Origin of the sequence: Allobosea sp., assembly GCF_051860145.1 — a bacterium.
GTDB lineage: Bacteria > Pseudomonadota > Alphaproteobacteria > Rhizobiales > Beijerinckiaceae > Allobosea.
The window spans coordinates 83596-110206 of sequence record NZ_JBHYEM010000009.1 but is presented as its reverse complement, the minus strand read 5'-3'; the positions used below and the strand labels follow the sequence as shown (position 1 = coordinate 110206).

Below are 26611 nucleotides of genomic sequence, written 5' to 3'. Positions count from 1 at the left end.
GCCGGCTCAGGCCGAGCGCCGCAGTTCCGCGATCTCGTCCTGGTAGGGACAGGCGCCGCCGGCGATGATCTCTTCGAGCGTCACGGCCCGGCCGAGACGACCGGATTCGATCGGCGCATAGGCGAGCGCGACATCGGCCATCCCCTCCTCGCCGCTGACCTCAGGCGGGACGCCGCGCTGGATGCAGTCCGCCAGCTCGTGGAGCTGCAGCGCCAGCAGGCTCTGGTCGACCTCGTTGAAGGAGAGGCCATAGCGCCAGGGCCGTGCTTCCCCGAACAGCTCGGCAGCGACCGGGCTCAGCCGGTAGCTCGGCGCGAAATCGAGGATGCGTTCGTCGTCGATGCAGGTGCCGTCGTCGCAATGGAGCACGACCGGGCGGCCGTTGCGGTCCCCGGGGGCCTCGATCGAACCCTTCGAGCCGTAGATCAAGCGGCTGTCGCGGGCGAGGCCGTGGCCCGCCCGGTCGAGCACCCATTGGCAGACGGCGCCGGAGGCGAAATTGATCTGGGCGTAGACCGCATCCTCGCCGGTGGCTTGCGTCTGCGCGGGAAGCTGAGCGCGGGCACCCCACCAGGAGTCGCGCTGGGCGGCGGCGGCGTCGACTTGCGGCTGGGGGCGGCGAACCGGCTCGTGCAGGCGGCTCTCGCCCTGGATCGCTACCACCTCGCCCATGTAGTAGCGGATGATGTCGGCGTTGTGGACGCCGGAATCGAGCACCACCGTGCCGGTGTGCTTGAAATGGCGCCAGGGCGTGGTGACGATCAGGTCGGTGCCGCCGATCGAAGTCTCCAGCATGAGGCGCGGCTTGCCGATGGCGCCGTCGTCGATGAGCGCCTTGACCAGCCGGTTCATCGGATCGCGCCGGAAATTCTCCGCCACCGACAAGACGCGCCCGGCCTTGCGAGCCGCTGCGATGGCGGCACGACATTCGCCGACCGTCAGGCCGAGAGGTTTCTCGCAGAGAACGTGCAGGCCGGCGGCGAAGCATTGCAGGGAAACGGCCAGATGCGAACCGGCGTCGGTCGTGACGTTGGCGGCGACGATGCCCGGCTCCCGCCGGACCATCTCGGCGATGCTGGCGAAGACCTGGGGACGCGCCCCGGTCAGCGCCGCCGCCTCGTCGGCCATGGCATTGGCGAGGCCGGCATCGAGATCGCACACCGCCGCCAACTCGATATTCGCGTGGCTGCTGCTCAGCAGGCGGGCAAGCCCGTGCAGGTGACGGCGGCCCATGCCGCTGCAGCCTATCGCCGCATATCGCACGCGTTCCATCTCAGGCGCTTCCTCGCACGGCTCTTCGGCCGGAGTGCCGCTAGGCGGCATTTTCTGCTCGCACCGAAAGACCACATCCGCGAACTCATTTCAATATGAAAACTGGTATTGAATTCCAGTTTTGATGAGCTAGGGTCTGCAGGCCTCGCCGGCTGCTGCCAGGCGCGCCGTAAAAAACCGCCTGCGAGATGCCGGAGCCCCGATGCCCACCCGACCAACCACCGACGCGATGCTATGCATCTGGCACGATGTCGAAGCCAACCATGTCGAGGAGTATCTGCGCTGGCATAGCTTCGAGCATTTGCCGGAGCGCCTTGCCTTGCCGGGCTTCCGCTTCGCCCGGCGCTACGAGCTGGCGGAGGGGCCGGGCCAGCGCTTCTTCTGCGTCGTCGACGTGCGGGCGCTCGCCGATTTCGCATCGCCGGAATACCGCGCGCGGCTCGATGCGCCGACGGAATGGACGCGCCGGCTGATGCCGCGCTATGGCCGCGTCCATCGCAGCCTGTGCCGGACGCTCTGGACGCTGGGCAATGGGCTGACGGGGCTGACGTCCTGCGTGCGGATCGCGGGCGACGGCGACCCCGCCTTCACTGAGGCGCTGGCCTCGCTTTGCGCCCGCCAGCTCGCCTCGCACCATCTCGCCTCCGCCCAGCTCGGCGTCCTCGACGCGGCCGTCTCGGGCCAGGACAGCGAGGAGAAGCGGCTGCGCCGGAGCGAGGACAGCGGCGGCTACGACCTCGCCCTGCTGCTTGGCGGGATTTCGCGCGATGCCCTGCAGTCCGCGCTCGACGCTGTCGAGACGCTGCTCGAACGGCACCGGCTCCGGCACGAGACCTCGCTCTACGCCCTGTCCTGCGCGCTCGGTCGAAGCGACTGACACGGCCGATCAGCTTTCCGGCAGCGCCGTGTTGCGGCGGACGCTGACGAGCGGGTCGAGTTCGGTGATCTCGAGATGGATGCCGCTCGGGCCGCGGGCGAACAACGCCCCGGCCTGCGCCTCCGCGGCGGCGTGCAGGTCGCGCGCCAGCTTCTGCCTGATCTCGAGGCTGCGGCCCGGCGCGATGCGCGCGTTGATCTGGATGAAGCCGTTCTGCGGCGCGCCGTCGAAGATGCGCGAATAGGGGCTGATGCGGGCGAGCGTGCGCACGCCGCCAACCGGGAAGACGCCGCTCTGCAGGGCCGCGTCGTGCACCGCGTCGACCACCTTGGCGACGTCGACGACCTTGTCGGCGCCCTGGCTGAATTCGAGCGTGATATGGGGCATGGCTGTTCTCTCGATCTGCTGGGGAAAGCGCGAGGCGCGCTAATAGGTGGCGCGGCCGCCGGAGACGTCGAAGGTGAAGCCGGTGGTGAAGCTGCATTCGCGGCTGCAGGCGAAGGCGGCGGTGGCGGCGATCTCGTCGATGCGCAGGAAGCGGTTCATCGGGATCTTGGCGCGCGCCAAGGCGATATGCTCCGGCGTCTGCTGCTTGAGCAGATCGGTCTCGGTGATCACCGGCGCGATGCAATTGGCGAGCACGCCGCTCTCGACGAGCTCGCGCGCCAGCGTCTTGGTGAAGCCGATCACGCCGGCCTTGGCGGCGGAATAGGCCGATAGGCCCGCCCCGCCCTCCTTGCCGGCGATGGAGGCGACGTTGACGATGCGGCCATAGCCGCGCCCGCGCATATGCGGCACGGCGGTGCGGCAGCAATAGAAGACCGAGGTCAGGTCGACCGCCAGGACCTTGTGCCAGGCCTCGACCGGATAGTTCCAGCTCGTCTCGACCGGGCCGTTGATGCCGGCATTGTTGACGAGGATGTCGACCTGGCCGAGCGCCGCGAGCGAGGCGGCAAAGCCTTGCTCGACGGAAGCCAGATCGGAGACGTCGACCTCCTGCTTCAGCGCGGGCTCGAAGCCGGCGGCGTCGAAGGCCTTGAAGTCGAGATCCCAGAGCGCGACGCGAGCGCCCTCCTCCGCCAGCCGCCGGGCGATGCCGAGGCCGATGCCGCGGGCGGCTCCGGTGACGATCGCGCTCTGGCCTTCAAATCGTGCCGTCATGGGGCTGGTGCCTTCTGCTTTGCCAAGGAGAGCGCCTGTTCCTGCGCCTGAAGCGGGTTGTCGCCGTGCCGGCCGGCCGCGACGTCGACCAGCGACAGCTCCTCGGCCGCGGCGCGCAGCAACGGCAGGAAAGCGATCAGCCGCGCCTCCGGCAGGCGCACCGCCGGACCGGCGACGCTGACGATGCCGAGCATCTCGCCGCCATCCGGGCGCCGGACCGGCCAGGCGATCGAATGCATGCCAGGCGCGAAGGTCTGCAGGGTCAGGGCGTAGCCACGCTTGCGGACGAGGCGAATGTGCCTGAGCAGCTCCTCGGGCGTTCGCGGCGCGCGCGGGCCGACCTCGCCGTCATGGCCGAAGCCCTGCCGGCTCGCCAGCGCCGCCGCCCTCTCGTCGTCGAACTGCGCCAGCAGCAGCTGGCCATTGGAGGTGCAGGAGAGCCGCGGCTCGCGGCCCATATCGGGATCGTAGCGCAGGCCGAAAGCCGAGCCCTGCGCCTTGGCGACGAAGGTCAGCGTCTCGCCGTCGACCAGCGCCAGGCGCACCAGCTCCCCGGTCTCGCGCGCCAGCCGGTCGAGCACCGGCTGGGCGAGATCAGTGACGCCGATGTCGGACAGGAACGTCAAGGCGAGCGAGGCGATCTTCGCGGTCAGGCGATAATCGGCCTGCGCCTCCGGCTGGGCGACATAGCGGGCCGCGACCAGGCTGGTCAGCAGGCGATGCGCCGCGCTGCGCGGGATGCCGAGCTGATCCGCCACCGAGGACAGCGGCAGCCCGCGCGCATTGGCGGCGAGCAGCTCGAGGATCGCGAGCGTGCGCTCGAGCACCCCGCCGCTGGTGCCGTGCCTGCCGTGCCGCGTCACTCCGGACCGTGCCATCGCGCCTCACTCCGCCTTGCGCCGGCCCGCGGCGTCGCGGCCGACGAGATAGCCGAAGGTCATGGCCGGGCCGAGATTGATGCCGCCGGCCGGATAGGTGCCGCCCATGACGCTGGCCATGTCGGCGCCGACGGCGAAGAGCCCGGCGATCGGCCGCCCGGCCTCGCCCAGCACCCGGGCCTGCGCATCCGTCTTCAGCCCGGCGAAGGTGCCGAGGCTGCCCGGCACGATCCTGACCGCGTAGAACGGCCCCTGCTCGATCGGTGCGACCGAGGGGTTGGGCTTGACCTCGACGTCGCCGCCCATGCGGTTATAGGGCGTCTCGCCGCGGTGGAACTCGGGATCCCGGCCGTCGCAGGCATCGTCGTTATAGCCGGCCACCGTCTCGGCCAGGCCGACCGGGTCGATGCCGCAGGCGGCGGCCAGCTCCTCGATGGTGCGGCCGCGCTTGAGATAGCCGCTGGCGACGTAAGGGCCGACCGGCAGCGGCGCAGGCTTGGCGAAGCCGAGCCCGTAACGGCGCTGGAAGCGATGGTCGCAGATCAGCCAGGAGACCGGCTCGGCGCCGGGCGGCAGCGCCTTCAGCAGCGCATCGACATAGTCATAATAGCTGTCGGCCTCGTTGACGAAGCGCCGACCCCGGGCGGTGACGGCGATCAGGCCGGGCTTGGCCCGCTCGGCCAGATGCGGGAAATGGCCGAAGGAACCGTCCTTGCGCGGCACCAGCGAGACGGGCGACCAGGCGCAGGGCGCCGCGAGATTGCCGTCGACGGTCGCGCCGACGCCTTCGCCGAGGCGCAGGCCGTCGCCGGTATTGCTGCGCGGCGCGGCCGACCAGTGCGCGCGGCCCGTGGGATTGTTCGGCACCAGCTCGCGCAAGCGCTCGTAATCATGCGGGAAGCCTCCGCAGGCCAGCACGACGCCGGCACGGGCTCGTATCGCGACCTCGCCGGCGCCGCTGCCGACTATCGCGCCGATCACCGCGCCGCCCTCGGCGAGCAGTCGCCGTGCCGGCGAAGAGACGCGCAGATCGACCTTCAGGTCATCGGCGGATTTGAGCAGCCGGGCGGCCAACGCGTTGCCGTTGACCAGATGCATGCCGCGGCGATGGGCGACGAGGTCGACCAGATGCCGGCCGACCCGGCGGCCGACATGGAGGAAGGAGCGCCAGTCGCGCGTCGCCTTGAGGAAGTGACCGAAATCGGCACCCGAGGCGATGCCCATGCCGAGGAAGGAGATCTCGTCGAGCGGCGGGCGCAGCTTCTCGACCAGCGGGCCGAGCTCGCGCCCGTCGAACGGCGCGGCGCAGACCGAGCGCCCGCCGAGGCCGGCGCCCGGGCTGTTGCCGTGCATATCGGGAATGCGGTTGCCGTCGATGAAGCGGACCGCGGTCTTGTCGCGGAAGAAGGCGACCATCTCCGGCCCGGCGGCGAGGAAGGCCTCGACCCTGGCGTCGTCATAGCGGTTGCCGAGCTCGTGGCGCAGATAGGTGCGGATCGTCGCCGCGTCCTCGTCGATCCCGCCCTCGCGGGCCAGCGGATTGAGCGGCACCCACATCCAGCCGCCGGACCAGGCGGTTGTGCCGCCGAAGACCGGCTCCTTCTCGACGACGATCACCTTCAGCCCGTGCCAGGCGGCCGAGACCGCCGCCGACAGGCCGCCGGCCCCGGAGCCGATCACCAGCAGATCGCAGCTCTCCTGCGGTTGGACTCTCATCTCCATGACGTGTCAGCCGGCCCCGGCACCATCGCCGCCTCGCGCATCAAGCGGGCACTTGCGCCTCGAGCCCGGCCAGCATCGCCTCCGTCTTCCGCTTCAGCATGCGGGCGCGCTCGACCGCCGGCACCGTCTTCGCCAGCTCGGCCATCGGAATCTCGACGCTGATCGGGAGATCGGGCGGGATGGCGCGCAGCATGCCGGCCAGATCAAGCCCGCCCTCGCCCGGCGGCAGGCGCGCCTGCCTCGCCTGGTAGATCATCGTCGCAGTGTCGCTCGGGCGCTCGGCCGGCAGGTCGCAGATCTGGAAATAGCAGTGCAGGTGCTTCGGCATCGCTGCGACGTCGGCGGCCGTCTCGCCGGCGCGGTCGACATGGATGGCATCGATGATGATGCGGCCATTCGGGGGATTGGTCGCCTCGACAATGCGGCGGGCCGAAGCCAGCGTCCTGACGCCGGTCCAGGGCATGAATTCCAGCCCCATGCCGATGCCGAGCGGTGCGCCGAGCGCGCAGATTTCGGCGAAGCGGTCGATCATGAAGGGCTCGTCCTCGACATCGCCGGCGACCAGCACGAACTTGCCGCCGAGCTTGGCGCCGGTCTCGATCACCGGCAGGAAGTCGGCGATCACGGTGTCGCGGTTGATGCGCAGGATCTCGAAGTCGAACAGCTGAACCCCGGTATCGGCCATGCGCGCCAGCGTCTCGCGCAGCATCGGCGTGTCGCCGATCATCGGATGCTGGGCCTCGACGCCCGGCGATGAGGGGGCGAGGCGCAGGCTGGCATGGCTGTAACCCGCGCCGGCAGCGGCGGTGATCACCTCTGGCGGGGTGAGCTCGATGACGGTGAGATGGGCGAGCGAGATCAGACGGTTCATGCCCCGGCGTCCTGGCTGCGATAATAGGCGATGGTGGCGGCGAGACCCTCCGCCAGGCTGGTCTCGGGCAGGCCCGGCAGGACCGTGGCGATATCATCCGGCGCCAGCTCGGCGGCGATCGGCATCGGCGCGCCCTCCGAGGAAATCCGCGCGCCGGGAACCTGGCGGCCGATCTCGGCGATGATCTCGTCGATGGTCGCGACCTTGCCGGCGAGGGTGAAGGCATGGGCGCCGGCGGCATCGCTGAACAGCGCCGCCTCGAAGGCGGCGGCGACGTCGTCGACATAGATCATGCCGGCGCCGCCGACATAGTTGATGGTGTAGGGCAGCCCATGCGCCGCCGCCCGGCAGGCGAGCGTCGGGCCGGCGCTGGCGCCGCCCTCCCCGCGCCCCGGCCCATAGACGATGAAGGGCCTGAAACCGATGCTCGGCATGGCGTGGTCGGCCCAATAGGCCCGGGCGCTGCCTTCGCAGGCGAGCTTGAAGGCGCCGTAATGCGTGGTCGGGAACGGCAGGCTGCCGCTGTCGGGGCCGAAGACCCCGGCCGAGCTGGCATAGACGACGCGGGCCATGTGCTGGCGCAAAGCCGCCTCGAAGACGTTGAGCGTGCCGAGCAGGTTGATCTGCGCGCCCAGCACCGGATCGGCCCGGCAAGCCGGCGTCAGGATGCCGGCCATGGCGACGGCGCGGTCGCAGCCCTCGGCCGCTGCGTGGACCGCGGCGCCATCGCGGACATCGGCAAGCCGCCAGTCGACCTTCGCGGCGAGGTCGCCCAGGATGTTGCGCACGGCGGCGCTGTCGGGAGCGATATCGAGGACGCGGACGCCGACGCCACGCTTGAGCAGGCGGCGGATCAGCCAGGCGGCAATGAAGCCGGTCCCGCCGGTGATGAGGACGGTCATGGTCGCCCCCGTCAGGACAGCGGCGAGAACGCGGTCGGCAGGTAGATCGCCGAGCTCATGCTGGCGAGATGGGCCGGCCCGCCCTTGGGCGGCCAGACGCCGATCTCGACCGAGCGGGCGCGCTTGGCCATGCGGTCGTCGAGCGAGGCATAGGGCCAGATATGCAGGAAGCGCGGCAGGTCGCCATCGATGGCATACATGGCGCCAAGCAGCGGCGAGACCTTGGCCCGCTCCGGCACCGCCTGGCGCCAGAGATCGATGGTCGGCTTCACGCCGGTGGCCTTGAGGCCGTAGATTCGAATCTCGTAGACCGGGCCGTGCTTGCCGGGCTCGATCGGCGGCATGAAGTCGAAGGGGAGATAGGTCGAGCTCCTGATCTCCCGGTAGTGCTCGGCGGCGCCGAACGGGTTGCCGTCCAGCATCTGGCGGGCGCGATCCTGGGCCAAAGCGCGGTCGTCGTCATAGGCCTGCAGGACGAGAACCTGGTTGAGCCCGCCGATCTCGGCGGTGAAGCAACCCAGCAGGCGGCCGGCGAAACCGCCGCCGGTGACGGCGGCCTTGACCCCTTCCAGCACCTTCGCCAGGCCGCCGATCTCGGGCGTGATGGTGGTGACGGCGTAACGCATTGGCGGCTCCTCCGGGGTCAGGCCGACGGCGCATAGCGCCATCGCGTTTGAATTGAAAGTTCATTCTGGAATTCAGTTTCAGATTTGATTATAGGGCTGGAGAAGGCGTCAGGAAAGAGCCGCACGCCGGCGATCGCAAGATTTGTTCGGCGGGGCCCATCCGCCGCAGGTCCGTGCGACGCGCCGGCGCCGCGGCGACAGATGAGGAAACCGAGGCGTGGCCGCGACAGACAGCAAAGCCGCCGGAAAGGCTGGCGATACGAATTCCTACGACCTCGTGGTCATCGGCGCCGGCGGCGCCGGTCTGTCGGCCGCGCTCTTCGGCGCGATCTCGGGCGCCAAGGTCCTGGTGGTCGAGAGCACGGAATATGTCGGCGGCACGACGGCCTGGTCAGGCGGCACGGTCTGGGTGCCGAACACGCTGCATGCCGCCAAGGTCAACCAGAACGACAGCATCGAGAAGGCCGAGACCTATCTCAACGCCGCGCTCGGCAACTACGCCTCGCAGGAGCTGATCCGCACCTTCCTCGAAAACGGGCCGGACGCGATCGCCCTGCTCGACCGCGAATCGGAGGTGAGGCTCAGGCCCTACCCGCTGCACCCCGACTATATCTCCGACCTGCCGGGCTCGACCTTGAACGGGCGGGCGCTCGAGCCGGTCGCCTTCGACGGCCGGCTGCTCGGCGACAAGTTCGACCTGCTGCGCCCGCCGATCCCGGAATTCACCGTGCTGGGCGGGATGATGGTCGACCGCAACGACATCAACCAGCTGCTCAACCTGAAGAAGTCGTGGAAGTCCTTCAGGCACTCGCTCGGCCTGCTGGCGCGCCATGCCCGCGACCGGATCAGCCACAAGCGGGGCACGCGGCTCGTGATGGGCAACGCGCTGATCGCCCGGCTGCTTTATTCGCTGATCCAGCGCGGCGTGACCGTGTGGACGAGCGCTGCGGTGGATCGGCTCGACAACGAAGGCGGCAGGATCACCGGCGTCAGCCTGGTCAAGGACGGCAAGCGCCACGACATCACCGCCCGCCGCGGCGTCATCCTGGCCTCGGGCGGCTTCAATCGCCATCCGAAGCTGCGCAAGGAGCTGGTGCCCGACGTCGAGATCTACACGCCCGGCGCACCGGGCCATAAGGGCGCGGCGCTAGAGCTCGCGCTCGCCGCTGGCGCGCGGCTCGGCGAGCGCAACATGGAGAACGTCTTCTGGGCGCCGGTCTCGGTGCGCAAGCGGCCGGACGGGACGACCGCCGTCTTCCCGCACTTCATCTTCGACCGGGCCAAGCCCGGCACGCTGATCGTCAATGCCGGCGGCAAGCGCTTCCTCAACGAGAGCACCTCCTACCACCTGATCGGCAAGGCGATGGTCGAGGCCAACCGGATCGCGCCGAGCATTCCGGGCTACCTGATCGCCGACCATGCGGCGATCACCAGCTACGGGCTCGGCATGGTCCGGCCTGGCGGCAGCGGCATGGAGGCCTTGCTGAAGGACGGTTACCTGACCAAGGCCGAGACCATGGCGGAGCTGGCTGGCAAGCTCGGCATCGACCCGGTGCAGTTGCAGGCGACTGTCGCGCAGTTCAACGGCCATGCCGCCAGCGGCGCCGACCCGGATTTCGGCCGCGGCGTCACCGCCTATCAGCGCAATCTCGGCGACCCCAAGGTCGGCCCGAACCCGACCATGCGCGCGCTCAGCCAGGGGCCGTTCTACGCGGTGAAGCTCTATCCGGGCGATATCGGCGCCAGCGCCGGGCTCACCACCGACGTGCATGCAAGGGTGCTCGGCGAGAACGGGCCGATCGCCGGGCTCTACGCCGTCGGCAACGACCAGAACTCGGTGATGGCCGGCACCTATCCCGGCCCCGGCATCACGCTCGGCCCGGGCATCACCTTCGCCTATGTCGCGGTCAAGGACGCGCTCGCCGCCGCCTGAGGCCCACAATTCCAGCCGGCCGCAACGGCCGGACTTTGCATCGCAGCGGGGAAACGATGTCCGAACTCAAATACACCAAGGTCGCCGAAGACGACGGCGTGCTGACCGTGACCATCAACCGGCCCGAGGTGCTGAACGCGCTCAGCAACGAGGCGCATCACGAACTCGCCGGCATCTTCGACCGCTTCGCCGCCGATGCCTCCCTGCGCGTCGCGATCCTGACCTCGGCCGGCGAGCGCGCCTTCTGCGTCGGCAGCGACCTGAAGGCCAAGGCCGCGGCCGGAACCTCGGTCGAGGCCTCGCCCGCCACCGGCTTCGCCGGCTTATGCATGCGCTTCGACCTCAACAAGCCGGTGATCGCCGCGGTCAACGGCCATGCCTTCGGCGGCGGCGTCGAGATCGTGCTGGCCTGCGACCTCGCCATCGCCGCCGACCATGCGGTGTTCAGCCTGCCGGAGCCACTGGTCGGGCTCGCCGCGCTCGGCGGCGGCGGCCTGCAGCGGCTGGTGCGGCAGATTCCACTGAAGCAGGCGATGCGCCTGATCCTGACCGGAGAGCGCATCGATGCAAGGCGGGCCGTCGAGATCGGGCTGATCAACGAGGTCGTGCCGGCCTCCGAGCTGATGGCGAAGGCGCAAGAGCTGGCGCGGCAGATCGTGCGCTGCGCCCCGCTCGCCATCGAGGCGTCGAAGGCGGTGGCCCTGTCCAGCCTGTCCTCCTCGCTGGAGCGCAGCATCCTCGACCAGCATCCGACCGCGGTCAGGCTCTGGGCCAGCCAGGATGCGATCGAGGGGCCGAAGGCTTTTGCCGAGAAACGCCCGCCGGTCTGGCAGGGGCGCTGAGCGCGCCGACGACATCACACGGGGAGAGCCATGCTCGACGGCTTCAGCGGCGCGACGCGCGTCTACTTCATCATCGGCCACCCGATCGCGCAGGTGAAATCGCCCTATGGCATGACGCGGCTGCTGGAGGAAAACGGCAAGGACGCGATCATGGTGCCGATCGACATCCTGCCGGCGGACGTGCCGGGCTTCGTCGAGCTCGCCGGCCGGATGCCGAACTGCGACGGCATCTGCATCACGGTGCCACACAAATTCGCCGTCGTGCCGCATTGCAGGACGATGTCGAAGACCACCGAACTGCTCGGCTCGGCCAATGTCATGCGCCGCAATGCCGACGGCTCCTGGCATGGCGACATGTTCGACGGGCCCGGCCATGTCGGCGCCATGCTGAAGAACGGGGCGCAGCTCGAAGGCAAGCGCGCCTTGCTGATAGGCGCCGGCGGCGCCGGCAGCGCGATCGGCCTCGCCTTGCTCGACGCGGGCCTGCGCGAGCTGGCGATCCACGACGCCGATGCCAGCCGTCGCGACGCGCTGATCGGCAAGCTCGCCCAGGCCCATCCCGGCAAGGTCGCGATCGGCTCCCCCGATCCGAGCGGCTTCGACAGCGTGTCCAACGCCACCCCGGCGGGCATGAAGGAGGGAGACCCCCTGCCGATCGAGATCGGGAAGCTCGCGCCTTCGACCTTCGTCAGCGACGTGGTCACCAAGCCCGCTCTGCCGCCGCTGATCGAGGCCGCGCGCCGGCTCGGCTGCCCGAACTCGACCGGCATCGAGATGTTCGAGGCCGAGACCTCGCTCATGCTGAACTTCTGGCTCGAAACCGCGCGCTGAAGCCGGCGCCGCCACGGCAACAGGACTTGATCGAGATGACCACCCTGACGGGCAGGACCCGCCTCGCAGGCCTCCTCGGCTGGCCGGTGATGCATTCGCGCTCGCCGCTGATGCACGGCCATTTGCTGAAGCGCCACGGCATCGACGGCGCCTATGTGCCGCTCCCGGTGGAGCGCGACTTCGAGACGGCGGTGCGCGGGCTACGGGCTGCCGGCTTCCGCGGCGCCAACGTCACCAAGCCGCATAAGGAGGCCGCCTTCGCGATCTGCGACATCGTCGAGCCCTCGGCGTTGCGGGCGGGCGCCGTCAACACGCTGGTCTTCGACGAGCGCGGCATCACCGGTAGCAACACCGACGGCTTCGGCTTCATGGCCGGCCTCGCCGAGGCCGGGGTCGCGACCGGTGGCGCGCACGTGCTGGTGCTCGGCGCAGGCGGCGGAGCGCGGGCGGTCTGCGCGGCCCTGCTGGAGGCCGGCGCGACGGTGACGCTCGCCAACCGCAGCCGCGACCGCGCCGAACGCGTCGCCGCCGCCCTGCCGGGGCTGGAGGTGACCGGATGGGAAGAGCGCGCACGGGCGCTCGAAGGCTGCGACCTCCTGGTCAACACCACCTCGCTCGGCATGGCGGGCTCGGAGCCGCTGGCGCTCGACCTTCGCGCCGCCAAGGCCTCGCTCTGCGTCGCCGACATCGTCTACGTACCGCTCGAGACGCCCTTGCTGGCGCAAGCGCGCGCCGCCAGCCTGCGCACGGTCGACGGGCTCGCCATGCTGCTGCACCAGGCCAGGCCCGGCTTCAAGGCCTGGTTCGGCGTCGATCCGGTCATCGATGGCGAATTGCGCGCGCTCGTCCTCGCCAGCCTCAACGGCTGAGCGGCGAACTCAAACGAAAATGTTCGGGCGCGGCTCGCCCGGACGCTCCGCCTGCGGGCGCACCGACGGCGTGAGCTGGCCGAGCTCCTTGGTCGCGGCCAGGAGCAGCGGCGCGAGCTGGACCATACGCTCCTCGGTCAGGCGTACGAACGGTCCGGCGATGCTGACAGTGCCGGTGACCCGCTGGTCGATCGAGGAGCGGATCGGCGCCGCGATCGCGTTCATCCACTGCGAGAAGGTCTGCTGGGTCACGACATAGCCGAGCATGCGCGCCTCGCGCAGGCGGCGGCGGATCGCCTGCGGCGTCTGCGGCGCGTTCGGCCCGTACTCTTCGCGCGAGCCGTAGCCCTGCTTCTCGATCAGTGCCAGCGCCTCGTCATCGGTCATGGTCGAGAGCCAGGCGAGGCCGGAGGACGAGCAGGAGAGCTTGGCCTCCTGACCGGTCTCGGGGTCGTAGCGCAGGCCGGTACGGGCGCCCTGCGCCTTGGCGACGAAGGTGAGCTGGTCGTTGTCGAGGATGGCGACGCGGACGAGCTCGCCACAATCCTGCGCCAGCCGGTCGAGCACCGGCTGCATCAGATCGGTGATGCCGTGGCCGGAGAGATAGCGGAAGCCGAGCGAGGCGATCTTGGCGGTCAGCACATAGGAGCCGAAATCGCGCTCCTGGCGGACATAGCCCTCCTCGACCAGGCTGGCGAGCAACCGGTGCGTGGCGCTGCGCGGAATCTTGATCGCATCGGCGACCTCGTAGAACAGCATGCCCTGCGGATGGCCGGAGAGAATCTCCAGAATCCGCAAGGTGCGTTTCAGGATGCCGTCGGGCCCCGCGCCTTCGTCCTTGGTCCTGGACATCGTCTTCTCCGCACCACTGATCGCCAAGAATAGCCGAGGCGAGTTGCTCTTCACAATCGTTCCAGTCCGGTCGTCCACCGCCGAATCCCCCGGAAGCGGCGGCTAAGTCCCTGTGAAAGCCGCGCTTGTCAACGCCGGCGGCGTTTGCACCAAGGGCGGACTCTGAAACTGGACTTTGATTCCAGTTTACGGTACCGGTACCGCAAGCCGGCCACAAGGCGGCATCGCGAGAAGACGGCAACCGGAGGAAAAAGCATGACCCGAAAGACCCAGGACGGCCGCAGGGGGCCGAGCACGTCGCGCCGCTCGCTGCTGCTCGGCGCCGGCGGCCTCGCCGCCACGCAAATGGTCGGCGCCAAACTCGGCATGCCCTATATCGGCAATGCCGCCGCGGCCGAGCCGATCAAGATCGGCATGATCTGTGCCAAGACCGGCGCGATCGTCGACCAGTCGACCTTCCTGGCGCAGGGCGGCTTCTTCGCTGCCGAGCAGCGCAACAACCAGCTGCTCGGCCGGCCGATCGAGATCATCTGGCTCGACGAACCGAACCCGCAAGGCGCCCAGCTCAACGCCCAGCGCCTGATCGACGAGCACAAGGTCGTGGCCCTGATCGGCGGGGCGCAGAGCTCCTTCGCGCTCGCCATCTCCGCCGTCGCCAAGAAGGCCAAGATTCCCTATGTCGCCGCCAACGCTGCGGCCGTCGACCTCACCGGCAAGCTCTGCAACAGGTACACCTTCCGCCTGCAGCCGCCGGTCGACGTGCACACCCGCATCCTGGCGCCCTACTGCCTCGACATCGGCAAGAGGTGGTATCTGCTGACGGCCGCCTTCGCCTTCGGCCAGGACATCAAGTCGACCTTCACCGATTTCATCACCAAGGCCGGCGGCACGGTGGTCGGTGCAGACGAGGTGCCGGTCAACACCGCCGACTATAGCTCCTTCATCCTGAAGATCCGCGCCGCCAAGCCGGACGTCGTCATCGGCGGCGTCTCGGCGAGCGACCTCACCACCTTCCTGAAGCAGTGGAATGAGCTCGGCATGAAGGGCAAGATTCCCTTCGCCGAGATTTCGATCGGCAACACCGACATCTGGGGCGTCGGCCCGGAAGCGGCGACCGGCATCTTCACCAAGGTCTGGTACTATAACAATCCGGGCAACAGCCCGGAGGACAAGGCCTTCGCCGAAGCCTATCTGAAGAAGTTCAACCAGCCGGCCCCGGACAAGGCCTGGATGGGCTGGTTCGGCATGCGCTCGCTGCTGGAATCGATCGAGCTCGCCAAGTCGACCGAGCCCGCCGCCATCGTCAAGGCGCTCGAGACCTGGCGGGTCAAGGAAGGCGACCTCGAGGTCGGCTACCGCGATTTCGACCACCAGATGAAGCGCCGCACCATCATCTGCAAGGTCAAGGACAAGATCACCGACAAATGGGACTATGTCGACGTGATCGAGAACGCGCCGCGCTCGATCGCCGACGTCGACAAGGCCTTCGGCTCCGCCGCCGAGAGCGCCTGCAAGATGGACAGCCTCTAGGCTTCGTTCCGCCCCCAACCATAACGCGCGCCGGGCTCCTGGCAGCCCGGCGTCTCATCCACCCGGCCGCGTCCTGCGTCGGAGTGGGAAGGGCCGCGCCATGCTCGACATGATCATCTCCCAGGCCGTGAACGGCCTGATCCTGGGCTTTCTCTACGTCCTCATCGCGATCGGGTTGTCGATCATCTTCGGCATGCTCGGCATCGTGAACTTCGCCCACGGCTCGTTCTTCGCCATCGGCGCCTATCTCGCCCTGGTGCTGGCCCGCGACTTCGGCTGGCCGGCGGCGCTGGCCGCGCCGCTCATCGTCGGCGCGATCGGCATGATCGTCGAGACGACGCTGATCCGGCACCTCTACGGCAAGGAGCCGCTGCTCGGCCTGATCCTGACCTTCGCGCTCGCGCTGCTGTTCGAGGCGGTGCTGCGGATGATCTTCGGCGGGGCGCCGCTGCCGTTCAGCGCGCCGCGCTTCCTCTCCGGCTTCGTCGAATACGGCCCGATCCTGATCACCAAATACCGGATGTTCGTGCTGGTCGTGACCGTGCTGGCGCTGATCAGCTTCTGGGCCTTCCTGCGCTTCACCCGGTTCGGGCGGATCATCCGCGCCGGCTCGCGCGACGCCGAGATGGTCGGCCTGCTCGGCATCAACCTGCCGATCGTGCTCAGCGGCGTGTTCGGCATCGGCTGCCTGCTCGCCGGCCTCGCCGGCATGCTCGCCGGGCCGCTCTGGACGGTGATCCCGAGCATGGCCGCGGGCGCGATCATGCCCGCCTTCGTCATCGTCACCATCGGCGGGCTCGGCTCCTATTCGGGCGCGATCATCGCCGGGCTGCTGGTCGGCGTCACCACTGCGATGAGCATCCAGTTCGCCCCGGCCTGGTCCGGCGCGGCGATGTACGTGCTCATGGCCGTCATCCTTCTCATCCGTCCACGCGGCCTGTTCGGCGAGCGCTGGGAGAGGTTCGAATGAACACCCGTACCCTTCTGATGAACCCGATCCTCTGGATCGCCGTCGTCTTCGCCGCGCTGACCTTCGCCTGGCTCGGACAGGGCGCGCCGGTCAACCTGATCACCCAGATCGCGATCTACACGCTCTACGGCGCCGGCGTGAACCTGCTCGTCGGCTATACCGGGCTCGTGCCTTTCGGCGCCTCGGTGTTCTTCGGCTGCGCCAGTTACATCACCGCCTTCCTGCTGCTCGGGCCGGTCAGGCAGGATATCGCGGCGCTCCTGTTGACGATCCTGTTCTCGCTGGTGCTGGCGGCGGCGCTGGGCGCGCTGATCCTGCGCCGGCGCGGGCTCTACTTCTCGCTGCTCACCCTCGCCTGCTCGCAGATCGCCTTCGAGGTCGCCTATAAGTGGACGGCGGTGACCGGCGGCGAGAACGGCCTGCAGGGCGTGCCGCGCACCAGCTTCGCCACCGAGATGCAGTTCCACATCTTCGCGCTGGTCACGGTCGTCGCCGGCATGTGGTTCCTCTGGCGGCTGGCGCATGCGCCGTTCGGCCGGGTGCTGCAGGCGGTGCGCGACAACGAGCAGCGGGCGAGCAGCCTCGGCTACAACACCTATCTGGTGAAGCTCGGCGGCTTCGTCATCATGGCCGGCATCGTCGGCTATGCCGGGGCGCTGCTGACGCTGATGCTGCAGGGGGTCTACGCCAACAATCTCGGCTGGCAGCGCGCCGGCGACTCGCTGCTGATGACCGTGCTCGGCGGCGTGCACCACTTCCTCGGCCCGCTCTGGGGCGCGATCGCCTTCATCATCCTGGAGAACCGGCTTTCGGCGATCACCGAGAACTGGTGGCTGATCTTCGCGCCGATCATCATCGCCTTCGCGCTGCTTTCGCCCGAAGGTATGCAGGGGCTGGTGCAGCGGGCGCTGAAGCGCGAGCGCTGGACGCTGACCCGCAACACGATTCCCGCGCGCCCGGCGATCATCAAGCCCTATGAGAGCGCCGGCCAGGCGATGGACCCGGGCAAGCCGGTGCTGGAAACCCGCAAGCTCAACAAGAGCTTCGGCAGCCTGGTGACGGCCCACGACATCGACCTGTCGGTGCGGCCCTTCGTGCTGCACTCGATCATCGGGCCGAACGGCGCCGGCAAGACCACCTTCTACAACATGCTGACCGGCGTGCTGCCGCCGAGCGCCGGGCAGATCCTGTTCGAGGGCAAGGACATCACCAAGCTGCCGATGTATGCCCGCGCCCGGCTCGGCATCAGCCGCTCCTTCCAGATCCTCTCGATCTTCCCGAACCTCTCGGTGTTCGAGAACGTGCGCGTCGCCGTGCAGGCGCAGCGCCACGGCGCCTTCGGCTTCATCACTGACGCGCATGACCTGGACGCGCTGAACGAGCGGACATGGTCGATCCTCGATGCGGTCGGGCTCGCCGACCGCGCCGCCGAGCCGTGCATGAACCTGCCGCACGGCGCCAAGCGGCTGCTCGAGATCGCCGTCACGCTCGCGATCGACTCCAAGCTGCTGCTGCTCGACGAGCCGCTGGCCGGCCTCGCCGAAGCCGACCGGCACGTCGTCGCCGAGCTGATCCGCAGCCTGTCGAAGAAGCACGCCGTGCTCCTGATCGAGCATGACATCGACCGGGTGCTCGCCATCTCGGACCGGATCTCGGTGCTGCACCAGGGCCGGATGATCGCCGACGGCAAGCCGGCCGAGGTCGCGCGCAATCCCGAGGTCATCGCCGCCTATCTCGGCGCCGCCAAGGGCGCGGAGAAGGCGCCCCCGGCCGTCGAGCGCGCCGCCCACGCCGCCGGCAAGCCGCTGCTCGAGGCCAAGGGCATCGCCGTCGGCTATGGCGGCAGCACGGTGCTGAACGGCGTCGACCTCGTCGTGCACGAGGGCGAGGCTGTCGCGCTGCTCGGCCGCAATGGCGTCGGCAAGACGACGACGCTGCGGGCGCTCACCGGAACGCTGCCGCTCGATGCCGGCACGCTCTCCTTCGAGGGCGTCGATCTCGGCGCGCGCAAGCCCTACGAGATCAACCGGCTCGGCATCTCGCTGGTGCCGGAAGGGCGGCGGCTGTTCCCCAACCTGACCGTGGTCGAGAACCTGCAGATCGCGGCCAGGCCGGGCGGACTGACCATCGAGGAATGCTTTGAGCTGTTCCCGCGACTGCGCACGCGCCAGAAGGCGCAAGCCGAGAACCTCTCCGGCGGCGAGCGCCAGATGGTCGCCATCGCACGGGCCCTCGTCGTGCCGAGCAAGCTGATCCTGCTCGACGAGCCCTTCGAGGGCCTTGCGCCTGCGGTGGTCGAGGAGGTGATGGCGGCGCTGGTCAAGCTGCGCGGCAAGGTCGCGATGGTGATCGTCGAGCACCATGCCGAGACGGTGCTGCCGATCGTCGACCGTGCCCTGGTGCTGGTCAACGGCAAGGTCGCCTTCGCCGGCGATGCCGGCACCCTGGAGAACGACCACGCCCTGCAGGCGAAACTGCTCGGCGTCGTCCAGGCCGACGAACACGCGGCGGCCTGAGGCGACGATGGATCCGACCAGCCTGACCACCAATCTCGACGGGGCGACCCGGCTTCACCTGATCATCGGCGACCCAATCGCCCAAGTGAAGTCGCCGGCCGGCCTGACCCGGAAATTCGTCGCCGCGGGAAGGAACGACATCGTCGTGCCGATCCGGGTGACGAGCGCCGACCTTCCAGCCTTCCTCGCCGGGGTCAGCCTCGCCGGCAATGTCGACAGCATCATCATCACCATCCCGCACAAGTTCGCCTGCTTCGCGCATTGCGAGAGCGTGTCGGAGCGAGCCCGCCGGCTCGGGGCGGTGCAGCACATGCGCCGCACGCCGTCCGGCGGCTGGCATGGCGAGAATTTCGACGGGGTCAGCTTCGTCACCGGGGCGCGCGAGCGCGGCGCTCGTTTCGAGGGCGCGCGCACCCTGCTGATCGGCGCCGGCGGCGCCGGCTCGGCGATCGCGCTTGCGCTGCTCGAGGCCGGTGTCGCCGAGCTCGCCATCCACGATGCCGATGCCGGCCGCCGCGACGCGCTGCTGGAGCGGCTGCGACAGGGCGGCGCGGCCTCGGTGCGGCCCGGTTCGCGCGACCCGGCCGGCTTCGACATCGTCGTCAATGCGACGCCGATGGGGATGGCGCCGGAGGACCCGCTGCCGGTCGATGTCGGGCGCCTCGCCGCCGGCAGCTTCGTCGGCTGCGTCATCACTGCGCCGGCCGTCTCGCCGCTGATCGCCGCCGCCCGGGCGACCGGCTGCCGGACCTCGACCGGCCTCGACATGACGGAAGCGGCGCAAAAGCTCGGCCTGGCCTATGTGCTGGGTGGGCAGGACACGTCCTCCGGAGCCGCCTGACGCGCCGGCCGCCCCTTGGCGGCAATGGGAGCTTTCGTGTTCAAACGCATGTCCATTCTCGAGCGAAGGCCGAGCGACGACCAGGCCTTCTTCTCGCGCCACTGGCAGGAGCAGCACGGACCGCTGGTGGCGCGGCTGCCGCTGATCCGCGCCTATGTCCAGAACCATATCGAGGACGCGTACGAGCCGTCCCCGTTCCGCGTCGGCGGGATCGTCGAGCTGCAGTTCGACGATCCCGACGCGATGGCGACGGCCTTCGCCGCCGCGCCGTCGCTGGCGGTCGCCGCCGACGAGGCCAACTTCCTCGGCAATGCCGCGGGCTACGTCATCGGCAACGCGCCGATCCGCCTCGCCGGCGATGAGGGCAAGCTCGTCGTGCTGGCCGCCCATGGCGGCAACCACGCGGCGCTCGACCGCTTCGAGGCGGCGCTGCGCAAGCTTCCGGCTTTCGTCGAGCTGATCCGCGACGACGTGGCCTCGGTGATGGCCCGCCCCGGCGCCACGCGCGCCGGCCAGGGCGTCGATGCCTTCTTCCATCTCTACTTCACCGAGGTCGCGGCCGCGCGCCGCGCCGGCCCGCAGGTCGCGAGGCTGGCGGAACAGGCGCTGAAGCTCGGCGTCTTCCGCGTCCGCACCGTCAAGATCGTCTAGGCCAGCGCTCTGCCAACACAGGAGGAACGACCATGAAGGCTCTCGTAGCAGGCGCCAGCCGCGGCATCGGGGCGGCGATCGCCACCCGCCTGGCGCAGGACGGCGTCGCGCATTCCGGACAGGCCGAGATCGCGATCACCGCGCGCGAGCGCTCGGAAGCGCTCGACGGCGTCGCGGCAGCCATCGCGGCCGCCGGCGGCAAGGCGCACATCATCACCGGCGACATGGGCGATCCGGCGGTGCCGGCGCGGATCGCGGCCGAGGCAGCGCAGGCCTGCGGCGGCCTCGATTTCGTCGTGGCGAATGCCGGCATCACCTCGCCGGGGCCGCTGGCGAACCTGCCGCTGGAAAACTGGGAGCGGCTGTTTGCGGTGAACACCCGCGGTCCCTGGCTGCTGGCGCAAGGCGCCCACCAGGCGCTGCGCGCGAGCAAGGGCAGCTTCGTCGCCGTCGCCTCGATGTCCGGCATGTTCCCGCATCCCGGCGCCGGGGCCTATTCGTCAACCAAGGCGGCGCTGATCATGCTGTGCCAGCAGCTCGCCTTCGAATGGGGACCGGACGGGATCCGCGTCAACGCCGTCTGCCCGGGCATGATCCGCACGCCGATGACCGAGTCGATCTATGCCGATGCGGCGATCGCGGCGCGGCGCGACGAGATCGTGCCGCTGCGGCGCGTCGGCCGGCCCGACGACATCGCCCGCGTCGTCTCCTTCCTCGGCAGCGAGGATGCGCGCTACGTCACCGGCGAGGCGATCAGGGCCGATGGCGGCTTCTCCTCCTCGATCCTGTCCTACGTGCCCGGCCTGCCCAAGTCGCGCTGAACTGCCGATGCGCAGGGCGGTCATGCATTGATCATCTTGAATATGGAACATCATTCCAATACCTTGTTCCAACAATAACCACGGAGGAAGCGATGGCGCGCGCGCGGATCGGGATCATCGGCCTGGGAATGATCGGCAAGGCACATCTCGGCGTCCTGCAGCAGACGGAGAACGCCGAGGTCGTCGCCATCTCCGACCCGACCGAGCCGGCGCGCGCCTTCGCCGCGGCCCGCAACGTCAAGGCCCATGACGACTACCGCAAGATGCTCGACGGCGAGCGCCTGGACGGCGTCGTCATCGGCACGCCGAATGCCGAGCACGTGCCGGTGGCGCTGGACTGCGTCGCCCGCGGCATCGCCGCCCTGGTCGAGAAGCCGATCGCCGAGACTGTCGAATCGGCGCGGCAGCTCTGCGAGGCGGCAGAGGCGAAGGACGTGCCGATCCTGGTCGGCCATCACCGCCGCCACAACCCCGCCGTCCAGGCCGTCCGCAAGGCGGTGGCCGAGGGCGTGATCGGCAAGCCGGCGATCGCGACTGTGATGTACACGCAGCTCAAGCCGGACAGCTATTTCAACCTCGGCTGGCGCCGCGACAAGGCCAGCGGCGGCCCGATCCTGATCAACCTGATCCATGAGATCGACCTGGTCCGCTATGTCTTCGGCGAGATCGACAGCCTGCAGGCCGTGAGCGCCTCGGCCGTGCGCGGCTTCGAGGTCGAGGACACCGCCGCCGTGCTGCTGCGCTTCCGCAGCGGCGCGCTCGGCACGATCAGCCTCTCCGACACCGCCGCGACGCCGTTCACCTGGGACCTCGCCTCGGGCGAGTTCGACCAGATGACCGACACCACCGACAAGCTGAAGCGCCAGAAGGTGTCCTCGCATGTCTTCGCCGGCAGCGAGGGCTCGCTCACCCTGCCGGACGTCCGGCATTTCAGCTATCGCGGCGATGGCGAGCCCGGCTGGCTCAGCGAATTGAGCGAGGACGCGCTCGCGATCACGCCGGCCAGCGCCTATCGCCTGCAAGCCGCGCATTTCGCCCGCGTCGCGCTGCGCCAGGAGGCGCCGGTGATCTCTGGCCGCGACGGCATGCGCACGCTGGAGGCGACGCTGGCGGTCAAGACCGCGGCCGCCAGCGGCAGCGCCGTCAAGCTCGCCGGCTGAGGCGCGACGGCGGCAGGATTCCGGGATGGCACTGAACAAGTTCATGAGCGCCGAGGACGCCGTCGCCCTGATCCGCGACGGCGACACGGTCGGGCTCGTCGGCGGCGGCGGTGGGCTGATGGAGGCGTCCTGCCTGTTCTCGGCGGTGGAAAAGCGCTTCCTCGATACCGGGCACCCGCGCGACCTGACGGCGGTGCACTCGCTCGGCATTGGCGACCGCAAGACGCGGGGCATGAACTGCTTCGCCCATAAGGGCATGGTCCGCAAGGTGATCGGCGGGCACTGGCCGTGGTCGCCGCGCATGCAGCAGATGGCGCGCGACAACGAGATCGAGGCCTATGTCCTGCCCGGCGGCGTCGTGATGCAGCTCTATCGCGAGATCGCGGCGAAGCGGCCGGGCCTGCTGACCCATGTCGGCCTGCGCACCTTCGTCGACCCGCGCCGCGAGGGCGGCCGGATGAACCAGGCGGCGAAGGAGGACCTGGTCGAGCTGATCGCGATCGAGGGCCGGGACTATCTGCGCTACAAGCCCTTCCCGGTGAATGTCGCGATCATCCGCGGCTCCTTCGCCGACGCGCATGGCAATGTCAGCCTCGACCAGGAGGCCGCCAATGTCGATATCTACGCGGTGGCGCTGGCGGCACATAATTGCGGCGGCAAGGTCATCGTCCAGGTCCGGACCGCGGTCGATGTCGGCACGCTGCCGGCCCGCTCGGTGCGGATTCCCGGCGCCATTGTCGATGCGGTCGTGGTCGATCCAGGGCAGTGCATGGGCTACGAGACGGTCTACGACCCCGTCATGTCCGGCGAGCGGCGCGGGCCGCCGCTCCAGCACCCGCCGCGGCCGCTCGACATCCGCCAGGTGATCGCCCGTCGCGCCGCGAAGGAGCTCGTCGACGGCGCAGTGCTGAACTACGGCTTCGGCATTCCCGACGCGGTGGCGCGGCTGGTCGAGCTGCGCGGCGAGGGCGAGCGCTACTACCAGACGATCGAGCACGGCACCTATGGCGGCGAGTTGCTGGACGGCACGCTGTTCGGCTTCGCCCGCAACGCCTCGGCGATGATCGACGGCCCCTCGCAGTTCGACTTCTATTCCGGCGGCGGGCTCGACCTCGCCTTCCTTGGCTTCGGCGAGCTCGACGGCGAGGGCAATGTCAACGTCTCCAAGCTCGGCGGCGTGCCGGTCGGCCCCGGCGGCTTCATCGATATCGCCCAGAACGCCCGCAAGGTGGTGTTCTGCGGCACCTTCGACGCCAAGGGCGGCGAGATCGCGATCGGCGATGGCGGGCTCTCGATCAGACGCCATGGCGAGGTCCGCAAGCTGGTCTCCGCGGTCGAGCAGGTGACCTTCTCCGGCGAACAGTCGCGCGCCAGCGGGCAGGAGGCGCTCTACGTCACCGAGCGCGCCGTCTTCCACCTCGGCGAGGCGGGACTGGTGCTGAGCGATGTCGCGCCCGGCATCGACATCCGCCGCGACATCCTCGAGCGCATCGATTTCTCGCCGGCGATCCCGGCGAAGCCGAAGCTCTTCCCGGCCGATTGCTTCGGCTGAGGCAAGGCCACGGATGAAGGGGAGGACATCGATGAACGCGAGGATACTTGGACCATGACAGCCCAACCGCCGCTCGCCGGCATCAAGGTCGTCGACTACAGCCATTTCCTGGCCGGGCCCTATCTCTCGCGCTGCCTCGCCGGCATGGGCGCGGAGGTGATCAAGGTCGAGCGGCCGACGGTGGGCGACGCCGGTCGTCACCACCCATATTTCGTCGGCGACGAGAGCGGCTTCTTCCTGCAGCAGAACATGGGCAAGAAGGGCATCTGCGTCGACGTCAAGAAGCCGGCCGGCATGGCGATGATCCGCAAACTGGTCGAGGACGCCGACGTCTTCGTCGAGAACTACCGGCCGGGCGCGCTGACGCGGCTCGGCCTCGGCTACGAGGATTTGAGCCGGATCAACCCCAGGCTGGTCTACTGCTCGCTCTCGGCCTATGGCCATACCGGCCCCAAATCGGCCAAGGCCGGTTTCGGACTGATCGCCGAGGCGATGTCCGGCGCCATGGCGCAGCTCGGCGTGCCGGGCGAGACGCCGCCGCTGCTGCGCATCCCGATCGCCGACATGTATGCCGGCATTCATGGCGTCGCCGCCGTCTGTGCGGCGCTGCTCGGGCGGGCGAGCTCGGGCACGGGCCAGCATATCGACCTTGCGCTCTATGACTGCATGGTCTCGATGCACGACTATGCGATCCAGTGCTTCACGCTCAGCAATGGCGAGGTCATCCCGCAGCAGGCCGGCTACGACCTGCCGGATTCGACCGTCTACGGCGTCTTCCCGGCGAAGGACGGCCATCTCGTCATCGCGGCCCAGGTCGACGACGCCTGGAAGCGGCTGGCGCGGCTGATCGGCGGCGAGGCGCTCGCCGATGACCAGCGCTTCCACACCAGCGCCGGCCGCAACGCCCATCGCCAGGAGGCGCTCGGGCTGATCAAGGCCTGGACGCTGGCGCAGCCCTCCGTCGCCGCCTCGATCGCGGCGCTGGAGGCGATCGACGTGCCCTGCGCGCCGGTGCAGCGCATCGACGAGGTGCTCACCGATCCGCAGATCGAGGCGCGCGGCATGGTGCTGGAGCAGGACCATCCGACGCTGGGCAAGATCCGGCTGCCGAACCTGCCCTTCCGCTTCTCCGGCCATAGCCCAAGCCCGATGGGCATCGCGCCACGGCTGGGCGAGCACAATGCCGAGGTCGCGCGCGCGCTCGGCTATTCGGACGACGACATCGCCGCATTGGCAGAAGACGGCGTGCTCTACCAGCAGCCGGCCCGGATTTGACCGAACAGGGAGCAATCACGATGAGCGGATTCCACGTCAGCCTCGGCCAGAGCGCGAGCTTCTCCAAGACCGTGTCGGAAAGCGACGTCTATCTCTTCGCCGGCATCACCGGCGACCTCGCGCCGAACCATGTCAACAAGGCCTATATGGAGAAGTCGAGCTATGGCCGGCTGCAGGCCCATGGTGCGCTGGTGATCGGCTACATGTCGACGGCGTCGAGCATGATCACCGCGACCGCGCGCGAGGGCGATGAGACGCCGGTCTCGCTCGGCTACGACCGGGTGCGGCTGGTCGGCCCGGTCTATTTCGGCGACACGATCACGGTCGATTACGAGATCGACACGATCGATCCCGAGCGCCGCCGCGCCACCGGCGCGATCCGCGTCACCAACCAGGACGGCAAGCTCGTCGCGGTCGCCACGCATATCCTGAAATGGGTGCCGAACAGCACGAATTGAGCGGGCGGAAGGGCGGCGGCGAAGCCCCTCCCCCTGGTGGGGAGGGGTTGGGGTGGGGGGCGGAAAGTCAGGCTTCCGCGCTGCAGGATTGCTGCCACTCCGCTGCTACAGGCAAAGTCGAACCCGGTCGCTCGCCCCCCACCCCTACCCCTCCCCACGAGGGGGAGGGGTTACGCGCGCCTTTCCTATGAGGCCCGAGCCGCGGCTTCTCTCCCTCACCCTCCGGCCTTCGCCAACTCCTCCTTCGGCTTCCGGCGCAGCCAATCGGCATAGGCGTTGACGCCGGCTGTCAGGTCGAATTTCGTGCGGAAGCCGGTATCGGCGATGAAGCGGGCGCCGTCGAGCGGGCCGCGGATCGGGGTAAAGGTGTTCCAGGGCTGGGCGCCCGGGCCGACCGCGACCCTGGCCCCGGGGACGGCTGCCCTCACCGCCTCGGCGATCTCGAAGGTCGAGTAGTTGCGCGGCGGAGCGAGGTGGTAGACCGCGTGGTTGAACTTGGCCGCGTCCACGGCTGCGATCAGGCCTTCGACGACGTCGTCGATATAGGTGAAGCCGGCCGAGAAATCGCCGCCACTGGCATCGTCCCGGGCGACGCCGCGCAGCGCGTCGATCAGGATCGGCGGGATCGGCCCGCGCGCGAAGGTGTAGTTCACCACCGGCGGCCCGTAGATCCAGGAGATGCGGACAGTCGCGGCGTCCAGGCCGTATTGGGCGCGGAAGGCCCGCATCATCACCTCGCCGGCCGCCTTGGTCGCGCCGTAGATGCTGTCGGCATTGGCCGGAACATCCTCGGTGATCGGCGCATGCGGATCGACGTCCCGGTAGACGCTGCCTGTGCTGCCATAGACGAAGCGGCGCCAGCCCATGCGGCGGGCGGCGTCGAGCAGGTTGACCACGGCGCCGACATTGGAGTGGAAGGCCAGCAGCGGCTCGGGCTTGCAGTACATCTCGTTCGCCATCGCCGCGAGATGGATGCAGGCGTCGACGCCATGCTCCTCGCAGAGCCGGCTCACCGCCTGCGCGTCGGCGAGATCGCATTGCGCCCACATGACGTTCGCGCCGAGGGCCTCGGCATCCTGCCGGCGGAAGCTGCGGTGGTACTGCGCGATGACGGGGCGCGAGCGGGCGGCGGCGCGTGCGACCTCATAGCCGACATGGCCCATGGCCCCGGTGATCAGCAACGTCATGGTGGCGTCCTTTC

Annotated in this window: 25 protein-coding genes; 15 read left to right on the top strand and 10 right to left on the bottom strand. The window is 69.2% G+C overall.

The features are described from left to right. Positions 1-6: 6 nt before the first annotated feature. Entirely contained in the window at positions 7-1272 is a 1266-nt protein-coding gene (locus ACTIF2_RS16430) for a Gfo/Idh/MocA family protein (RefSeq protein WP_439498165.1), read from the bottom strand. Positions 1273-1474: 202 nt separating this feature from the next. Here ACTIF2_RS16430 and ACTIF2_RS16425 point away from each other — a divergent pair, with 202 nt between their 5' ends. Further along, positions 1475-2149, top strand: a complete 675-nt coding sequence (locus ACTIF2_RS16425; RefSeq protein WP_439498164.1) for a hypothetical protein — start codon at positions 1475-1477, stop codon at positions 2147-2149. A 9-nt stretch (positions 2150-2158) separates the two neighbouring features. On the opposite strand, the gene ACTIF2_RS16420 is transcribed toward ACTIF2_RS16425, so the two are convergent. From ACTIF2_RS16420 to ACTIF2_RS16390, 7 genes are read right to left on the bottom strand one after another with little or no spacing between them, the layout of a single operon-like run. Next, positions 2159-2536 (bottom strand): tautomerase family protein, encoded by a 378-nt coding sequence (locus ACTIF2_RS16420; RefSeq protein WP_439498163.1) that lies wholly within the window; start codon positions 2534-2536, stop codon positions 2159-2161. Between the two features lie 39 nt (positions 2537-2575). Further along, positions 2576-3310, bottom strand: coding sequence for an SDR family NAD(P)-dependent oxidoreductase (locus ACTIF2_RS16415; RefSeq protein ID WP_439498162.1), 735 nt, complete (start codon positions 3308-3310; stop codon positions 2576-2578). Then, the gene (locus tag ACTIF2_RS16410) at positions 3307-4188 is read right to left on the bottom strand and encodes an IclR family transcriptional regulator (RefSeq protein WP_439498161.1); all 882 of its coding nucleotides are present in this window, start codon (positions 4186-4188) and stop codon (positions 3307-3309) included. Before ACTIF2_RS16410 ends, ACTIF2_RS16415 begins: the two co-directional genes overlap by 4 nt. 6 nt (positions 4189-4194) lie before the next feature. Continuing rightward, positions 4195-5904, bottom strand: coding sequence for an FAD-dependent oxidoreductase (locus ACTIF2_RS16405; RefSeq protein WP_439498160.1), 1710 nt, complete (start codon positions 5902-5904; stop codon positions 4195-4197). 46 nt (positions 5905-5950) lie between these two features. Beyond that, positions 5951-6781, bottom strand: a complete 831-nt coding sequence (locus ACTIF2_RS16400) for a sugar phosphate isomerase/epimerase family protein (RefSeq protein WP_439498159.1) — start codon at positions 6779-6781, stop codon at positions 5951-5953. Then, positions 6778-7683 carry an NAD-dependent epimerase/dehydratase family protein gene (locus tag ACTIF2_RS16395; protein ID WP_439498158.1) on the bottom strand — a complete coding sequence of 302 codons (906 nt, stop codon included), beginning with the start codon at positions 7681-7683 and terminating at the stop codon, positions 6778-6780. Before ACTIF2_RS16395 ends, ACTIF2_RS16400 begins: the two co-directional genes overlap by 4 nt. 11 nt (positions 7684-7694) lie before the next feature. Next, positions 7695-8309: an NIPSNAP family protein gene (locus ACTIF2_RS16390; RefSeq protein ID WP_439498157.1), complete on the bottom strand. Its 615-nt coding sequence runs from the start codon at positions 8307-8309 to the stop codon at positions 7695-7697. Between the two features lie 217 nt (positions 8310-8526). On the opposite strand from ACTIF2_RS16390, the gene ACTIF2_RS16385 reads away from it, so the two are divergent. From ACTIF2_RS16385 to ACTIF2_RS16370, 4 genes are read left to right on the top strand one after another with little or no spacing between them, the layout of a single operon-like run. Further along, a complete protein-coding gene (locus ACTIF2_RS16385) occupies positions 8527-10242 on the top strand; it encodes an FAD-dependent oxidoreductase (protein WP_439498156.1) in 1716 nt (571 codons plus the stop codon). 56 nt (positions 10243-10298) lie between these two features. Beyond that, positions 10299-11084: an enoyl-CoA hydratase-related protein gene (locus ACTIF2_RS16380; protein WP_439498155.1), complete on the top strand. Its 786-nt coding sequence runs from the start codon at positions 10299-10301 to the stop codon at positions 11082-11084. Positions 11085-11114: 30 nt separating this feature from the next. Continuing rightward, the gene (locus ACTIF2_RS16375) at positions 11115-11915 is read left to right on the top strand and encodes a shikimate dehydrogenase family protein (protein WP_439498154.1); all 801 of its coding nucleotides are present in this window, start codon (positions 11115-11117) and stop codon (positions 11913-11915) included. A 35-nt stretch (positions 11916-11950) separates the two neighbouring features. After that, positions 11951-12784 carry a shikimate dehydrogenase gene (locus tag ACTIF2_RS16370; protein ID WP_439498153.1) on the top strand — a complete coding sequence of 278 codons (834 nt, stop codon included), beginning with the start codon at positions 11951-11953 and terminating at the stop codon, positions 12782-12784. Positions 12785-12793: 9 nt separating this feature from the next. Here the strand turns inward: ACTIF2_RS16370 and ACTIF2_RS16365 are convergent, their stop codons facing one another. Then, positions 12794-13636, bottom strand: coding sequence for an IclR family transcriptional regulator (locus ACTIF2_RS16365; RefSeq protein WP_439498152.1), 843 nt, complete (start codon positions 13634-13636; stop codon positions 12794-12796). Between the two features lie 255 nt (positions 13637-13891). On the opposite strand from ACTIF2_RS16365, the gene ACTIF2_RS16360 reads away from it, so the two are divergent. The 10 genes from ACTIF2_RS16360 (at position 13892) to ACTIF2_RS16315 (ending at position 25410) form a co-directional block, all read left to right on the top strand. Further along, positions 13892-15166: an ABC transporter substrate-binding protein gene (locus ACTIF2_RS16360; protein ID WP_439498151.1), complete on the top strand. Its 1275-nt coding sequence runs from the start codon at positions 13892-13894 to the stop codon at positions 15164-15166. Positions 15167-15266: 100 nt separating this feature from the next. Further along, on the top strand, positions 15267-16136 hold the full coding sequence (locus ACTIF2_RS16355) for a branched-chain amino acid ABC transporter permease (RefSeq protein ID WP_439498150.1): 870 nt from the start codon (positions 15267-15269) through the stop codon (positions 16134-16136). Next, entirely contained in the window at positions 16133-18652 is a 2520-nt protein-coding gene (locus ACTIF2_RS16350; RefSeq protein ID WP_439498149.1) for a branched-chain amino acid ABC transporter ATP-binding protein/permease, read from the top strand. Before ACTIF2_RS16355 ends, ACTIF2_RS16350 begins: the two co-directional genes overlap by 4 nt. Positions 18653-18659: 7 nt before the next feature. After that, on the top strand, positions 18660-19493 hold the full coding sequence (locus ACTIF2_RS16345) for a shikimate dehydrogenase family protein (protein WP_439498148.1): 834 nt from the start codon (positions 18660-18662) through the stop codon (positions 19491-19493). A 36-nt stretch (positions 19494-19529) separates the two neighbouring features. Further along, positions 19530-20144, top strand: a complete 615-nt coding sequence (locus tag ACTIF2_RS16340; protein WP_439498147.1) for an EthD family reductase — start codon at positions 19530-19532, stop codon at positions 20142-20144. A 32-nt stretch (positions 20145-20176) separates the two neighbouring features. After that, complete coding sequence (locus tag ACTIF2_RS16335) at positions 20177-20965, top strand: SDR family NAD(P)-dependent oxidoreductase (RefSeq protein ID WP_439498146.1); 789 nt, start codon at positions 20177-20179, stop codon at positions 20963-20965. A 92-nt stretch (positions 20966-21057) separates the two neighbouring features. After that, a complete protein-coding gene (locus ACTIF2_RS16330) occupies positions 21058-22125 on the top strand; it encodes a Gfo/Idh/MocA family protein (RefSeq protein ID WP_439498145.1) in 1068 nt (355 codons plus the stop codon). 25 nt (positions 22126-22150) lie between these two features. Further along, positions 22151-23677 (top strand): acyl CoA:acetate/3-ketoacid CoA transferase, encoded by a 1527-nt coding sequence (locus tag ACTIF2_RS16325; protein WP_439498144.1) that lies wholly within the window; start codon positions 22151-22153, stop codon positions 23675-23677. Positions 23678-23731: 54 nt separating this feature from the next. Continuing rightward, entirely contained in the window at positions 23732-24952 is a 1221-nt protein-coding gene (locus tag ACTIF2_RS16320; RefSeq protein WP_439498143.1) for a CaiB/BaiF CoA transferase family protein, read from the top strand. 20 nt (positions 24953-24972) lie between these two features. Next, entirely contained in the window at positions 24973-25410 is a 438-nt protein-coding gene (locus ACTIF2_RS16315) for a MaoC family dehydratase (protein ID WP_439498142.1), read from the top strand. A 215-nt stretch (positions 25411-25625) separates the two neighbouring features. Here the strand turns inward: ACTIF2_RS16315 and ACTIF2_RS16310 are convergent, their stop codons facing one another. Continuing rightward, entirely contained in the window at positions 25626-26597 is a 972-nt protein-coding gene (locus ACTIF2_RS16310; protein WP_439498141.1) for an NAD-dependent epimerase/dehydratase family protein, read from the bottom strand. Positions 26598-26611 lie beyond the last annotated feature (14 nt).

Bases quoted from the DNA above. Each gene is read 5' to 3' on its own strand.
- ACTIF2_RS16430 (WP_439498165.1), bottom strand. From the start codon at position 1,272: ATGGAACGCGTGCGATATGCGGCGATAGGCTGCAGCGGCATGGGCCGC.
- ACTIF2_RS16425 (WP_439498164.1), top strand. From the start codon at position 1,475: ATGCCCACCCGACCAACCACCGACGCGATGCTATGCATCTGGCACGAT.
- ACTIF2_RS16420 (WP_439498163.1), bottom strand. From the start codon at position 2,536: ATGCCCCATATCACGCTCGAATTCAGCCAGGGCGCCGACAAGGTCGTC.
- ACTIF2_RS16415 (WP_439498162.1), bottom strand. From the start codon at position 3,310: ATGACGGCACGATTTGAAGGCCAGAGCGCGATCGTCACCGGAGCCGCC.
- ACTIF2_RS16410 (WP_439498161.1), bottom strand. From the start codon at position 4,188: ATGGCACGGTCCGGAGTGACGCGGCACGGCAGGCACGGCACCAGCGGC.
- ACTIF2_RS16405 (WP_439498160.1), bottom strand. From the start codon at position 5,904: ATGAGAGTCCAACCGCAGGAGAGCTGCGATCTGCTGGTGATCGGCTCC.
- ACTIF2_RS16400 (WP_439498159.1), bottom strand. From the start codon at position 6,781: ATGAACCGTCTGATCTCGCTCGCCCATCTCACCGTCATCGAGCTCACC.
- ACTIF2_RS16395 (WP_439498158.1), bottom strand. From the start codon at position 7,683: ATGACCGTCCTCATCACCGGCGGGACCGGCTTCATTGCCGCCTGGCTG.
- ACTIF2_RS16390 (WP_439498157.1), bottom strand. From the start codon at position 8,309: ATGCGTTACGCCGTCACCACCATCACGCCCGAGATCGGCGGCCTGGCG.
- ACTIF2_RS16380 (WP_439498155.1), top strand. From the start codon at position 10,299: ATGTCCGAACTCAAATACACCAAGGTCGCCGAAGACGACGGCGTGCTG.
- ACTIF2_RS16375 (WP_439498154.1), top strand. From the start codon at position 11,115: ATGCTCGACGGCTTCAGCGGCGCGACGCGCGTCTACTTCATCATCGGC.
- ACTIF2_RS16370 (WP_439498153.1), top strand. From the start codon at position 11,951: ATGACCACCCTGACGGGCAGGACCCGCCTCGCAGGCCTCCTCGGCTGG.
- ACTIF2_RS16365 (WP_439498152.1), bottom strand. From the start codon at position 13,636: ATGTCCAGGACCAAGGACGAAGGCGCGGGGCCCGACGGCATCCTGAAA.
- ACTIF2_RS16360 (WP_439498151.1), top strand. From the start codon at position 13,892: ATGACCCGAAAGACCCAGGACGGCCGCAGGGGGCCGAGCACGTCGCGC.
- ACTIF2_RS16355 (WP_439498150.1), top strand. From the start codon at position 15,267: ATGCTCGACATGATCATCTCCCAGGCCGTGAACGGCCTGATCCTGGGC.
- ACTIF2_RS16350 (WP_439498149.1), top strand. From the start codon at position 16,133: ATGAACACCCGTACCCTTCTGATGAACCCGATCCTCTGGATCGCCGTC.
- ACTIF2_RS16345 (WP_439498148.1), top strand. From the start codon at position 18,660: ATGGATCCGACCAGCCTGACCACCAATCTCGACGGGGCGACCCGGCTT.
- ACTIF2_RS16335 (WP_439498146.1), top strand. From the start codon at position 20,177: ATGAAGGCTCTCGTAGCAGGCGCCAGCCGCGGCATCGGGGCGGCGATC.
- ACTIF2_RS16330 (WP_439498145.1), top strand. From the start codon at position 21,058: ATGGCGCGCGCGCGGATCGGGATCATCGGCCTGGGAATGATCGGCAAG.
- ACTIF2_RS16325 (WP_439498144.1), top strand. From the start codon at position 22,151: ATGGCACTGAACAAGTTCATGAGCGCCGAGGACGCCGTCGCCCTGATC.
- ACTIF2_RS16320 (WP_439498143.1), top strand. From the start codon at position 23,732: ATGACAGCCCAACCGCCGCTCGCCGGCATCAAGGTCGTCGACTACAGC.
- ACTIF2_RS16315 (WP_439498142.1), top strand. From the start codon at position 24,973: ATGAGCGGATTCCACGTCAGCCTCGGCCAGAGCGCGAGCTTCTCCAAG.
- ACTIF2_RS16310 (WP_439498141.1), bottom strand. From the start codon at position 26,597: ATGACGTTGCTGATCACCGGGGCCATGGGCCATGTCGGCTATGAGGTC.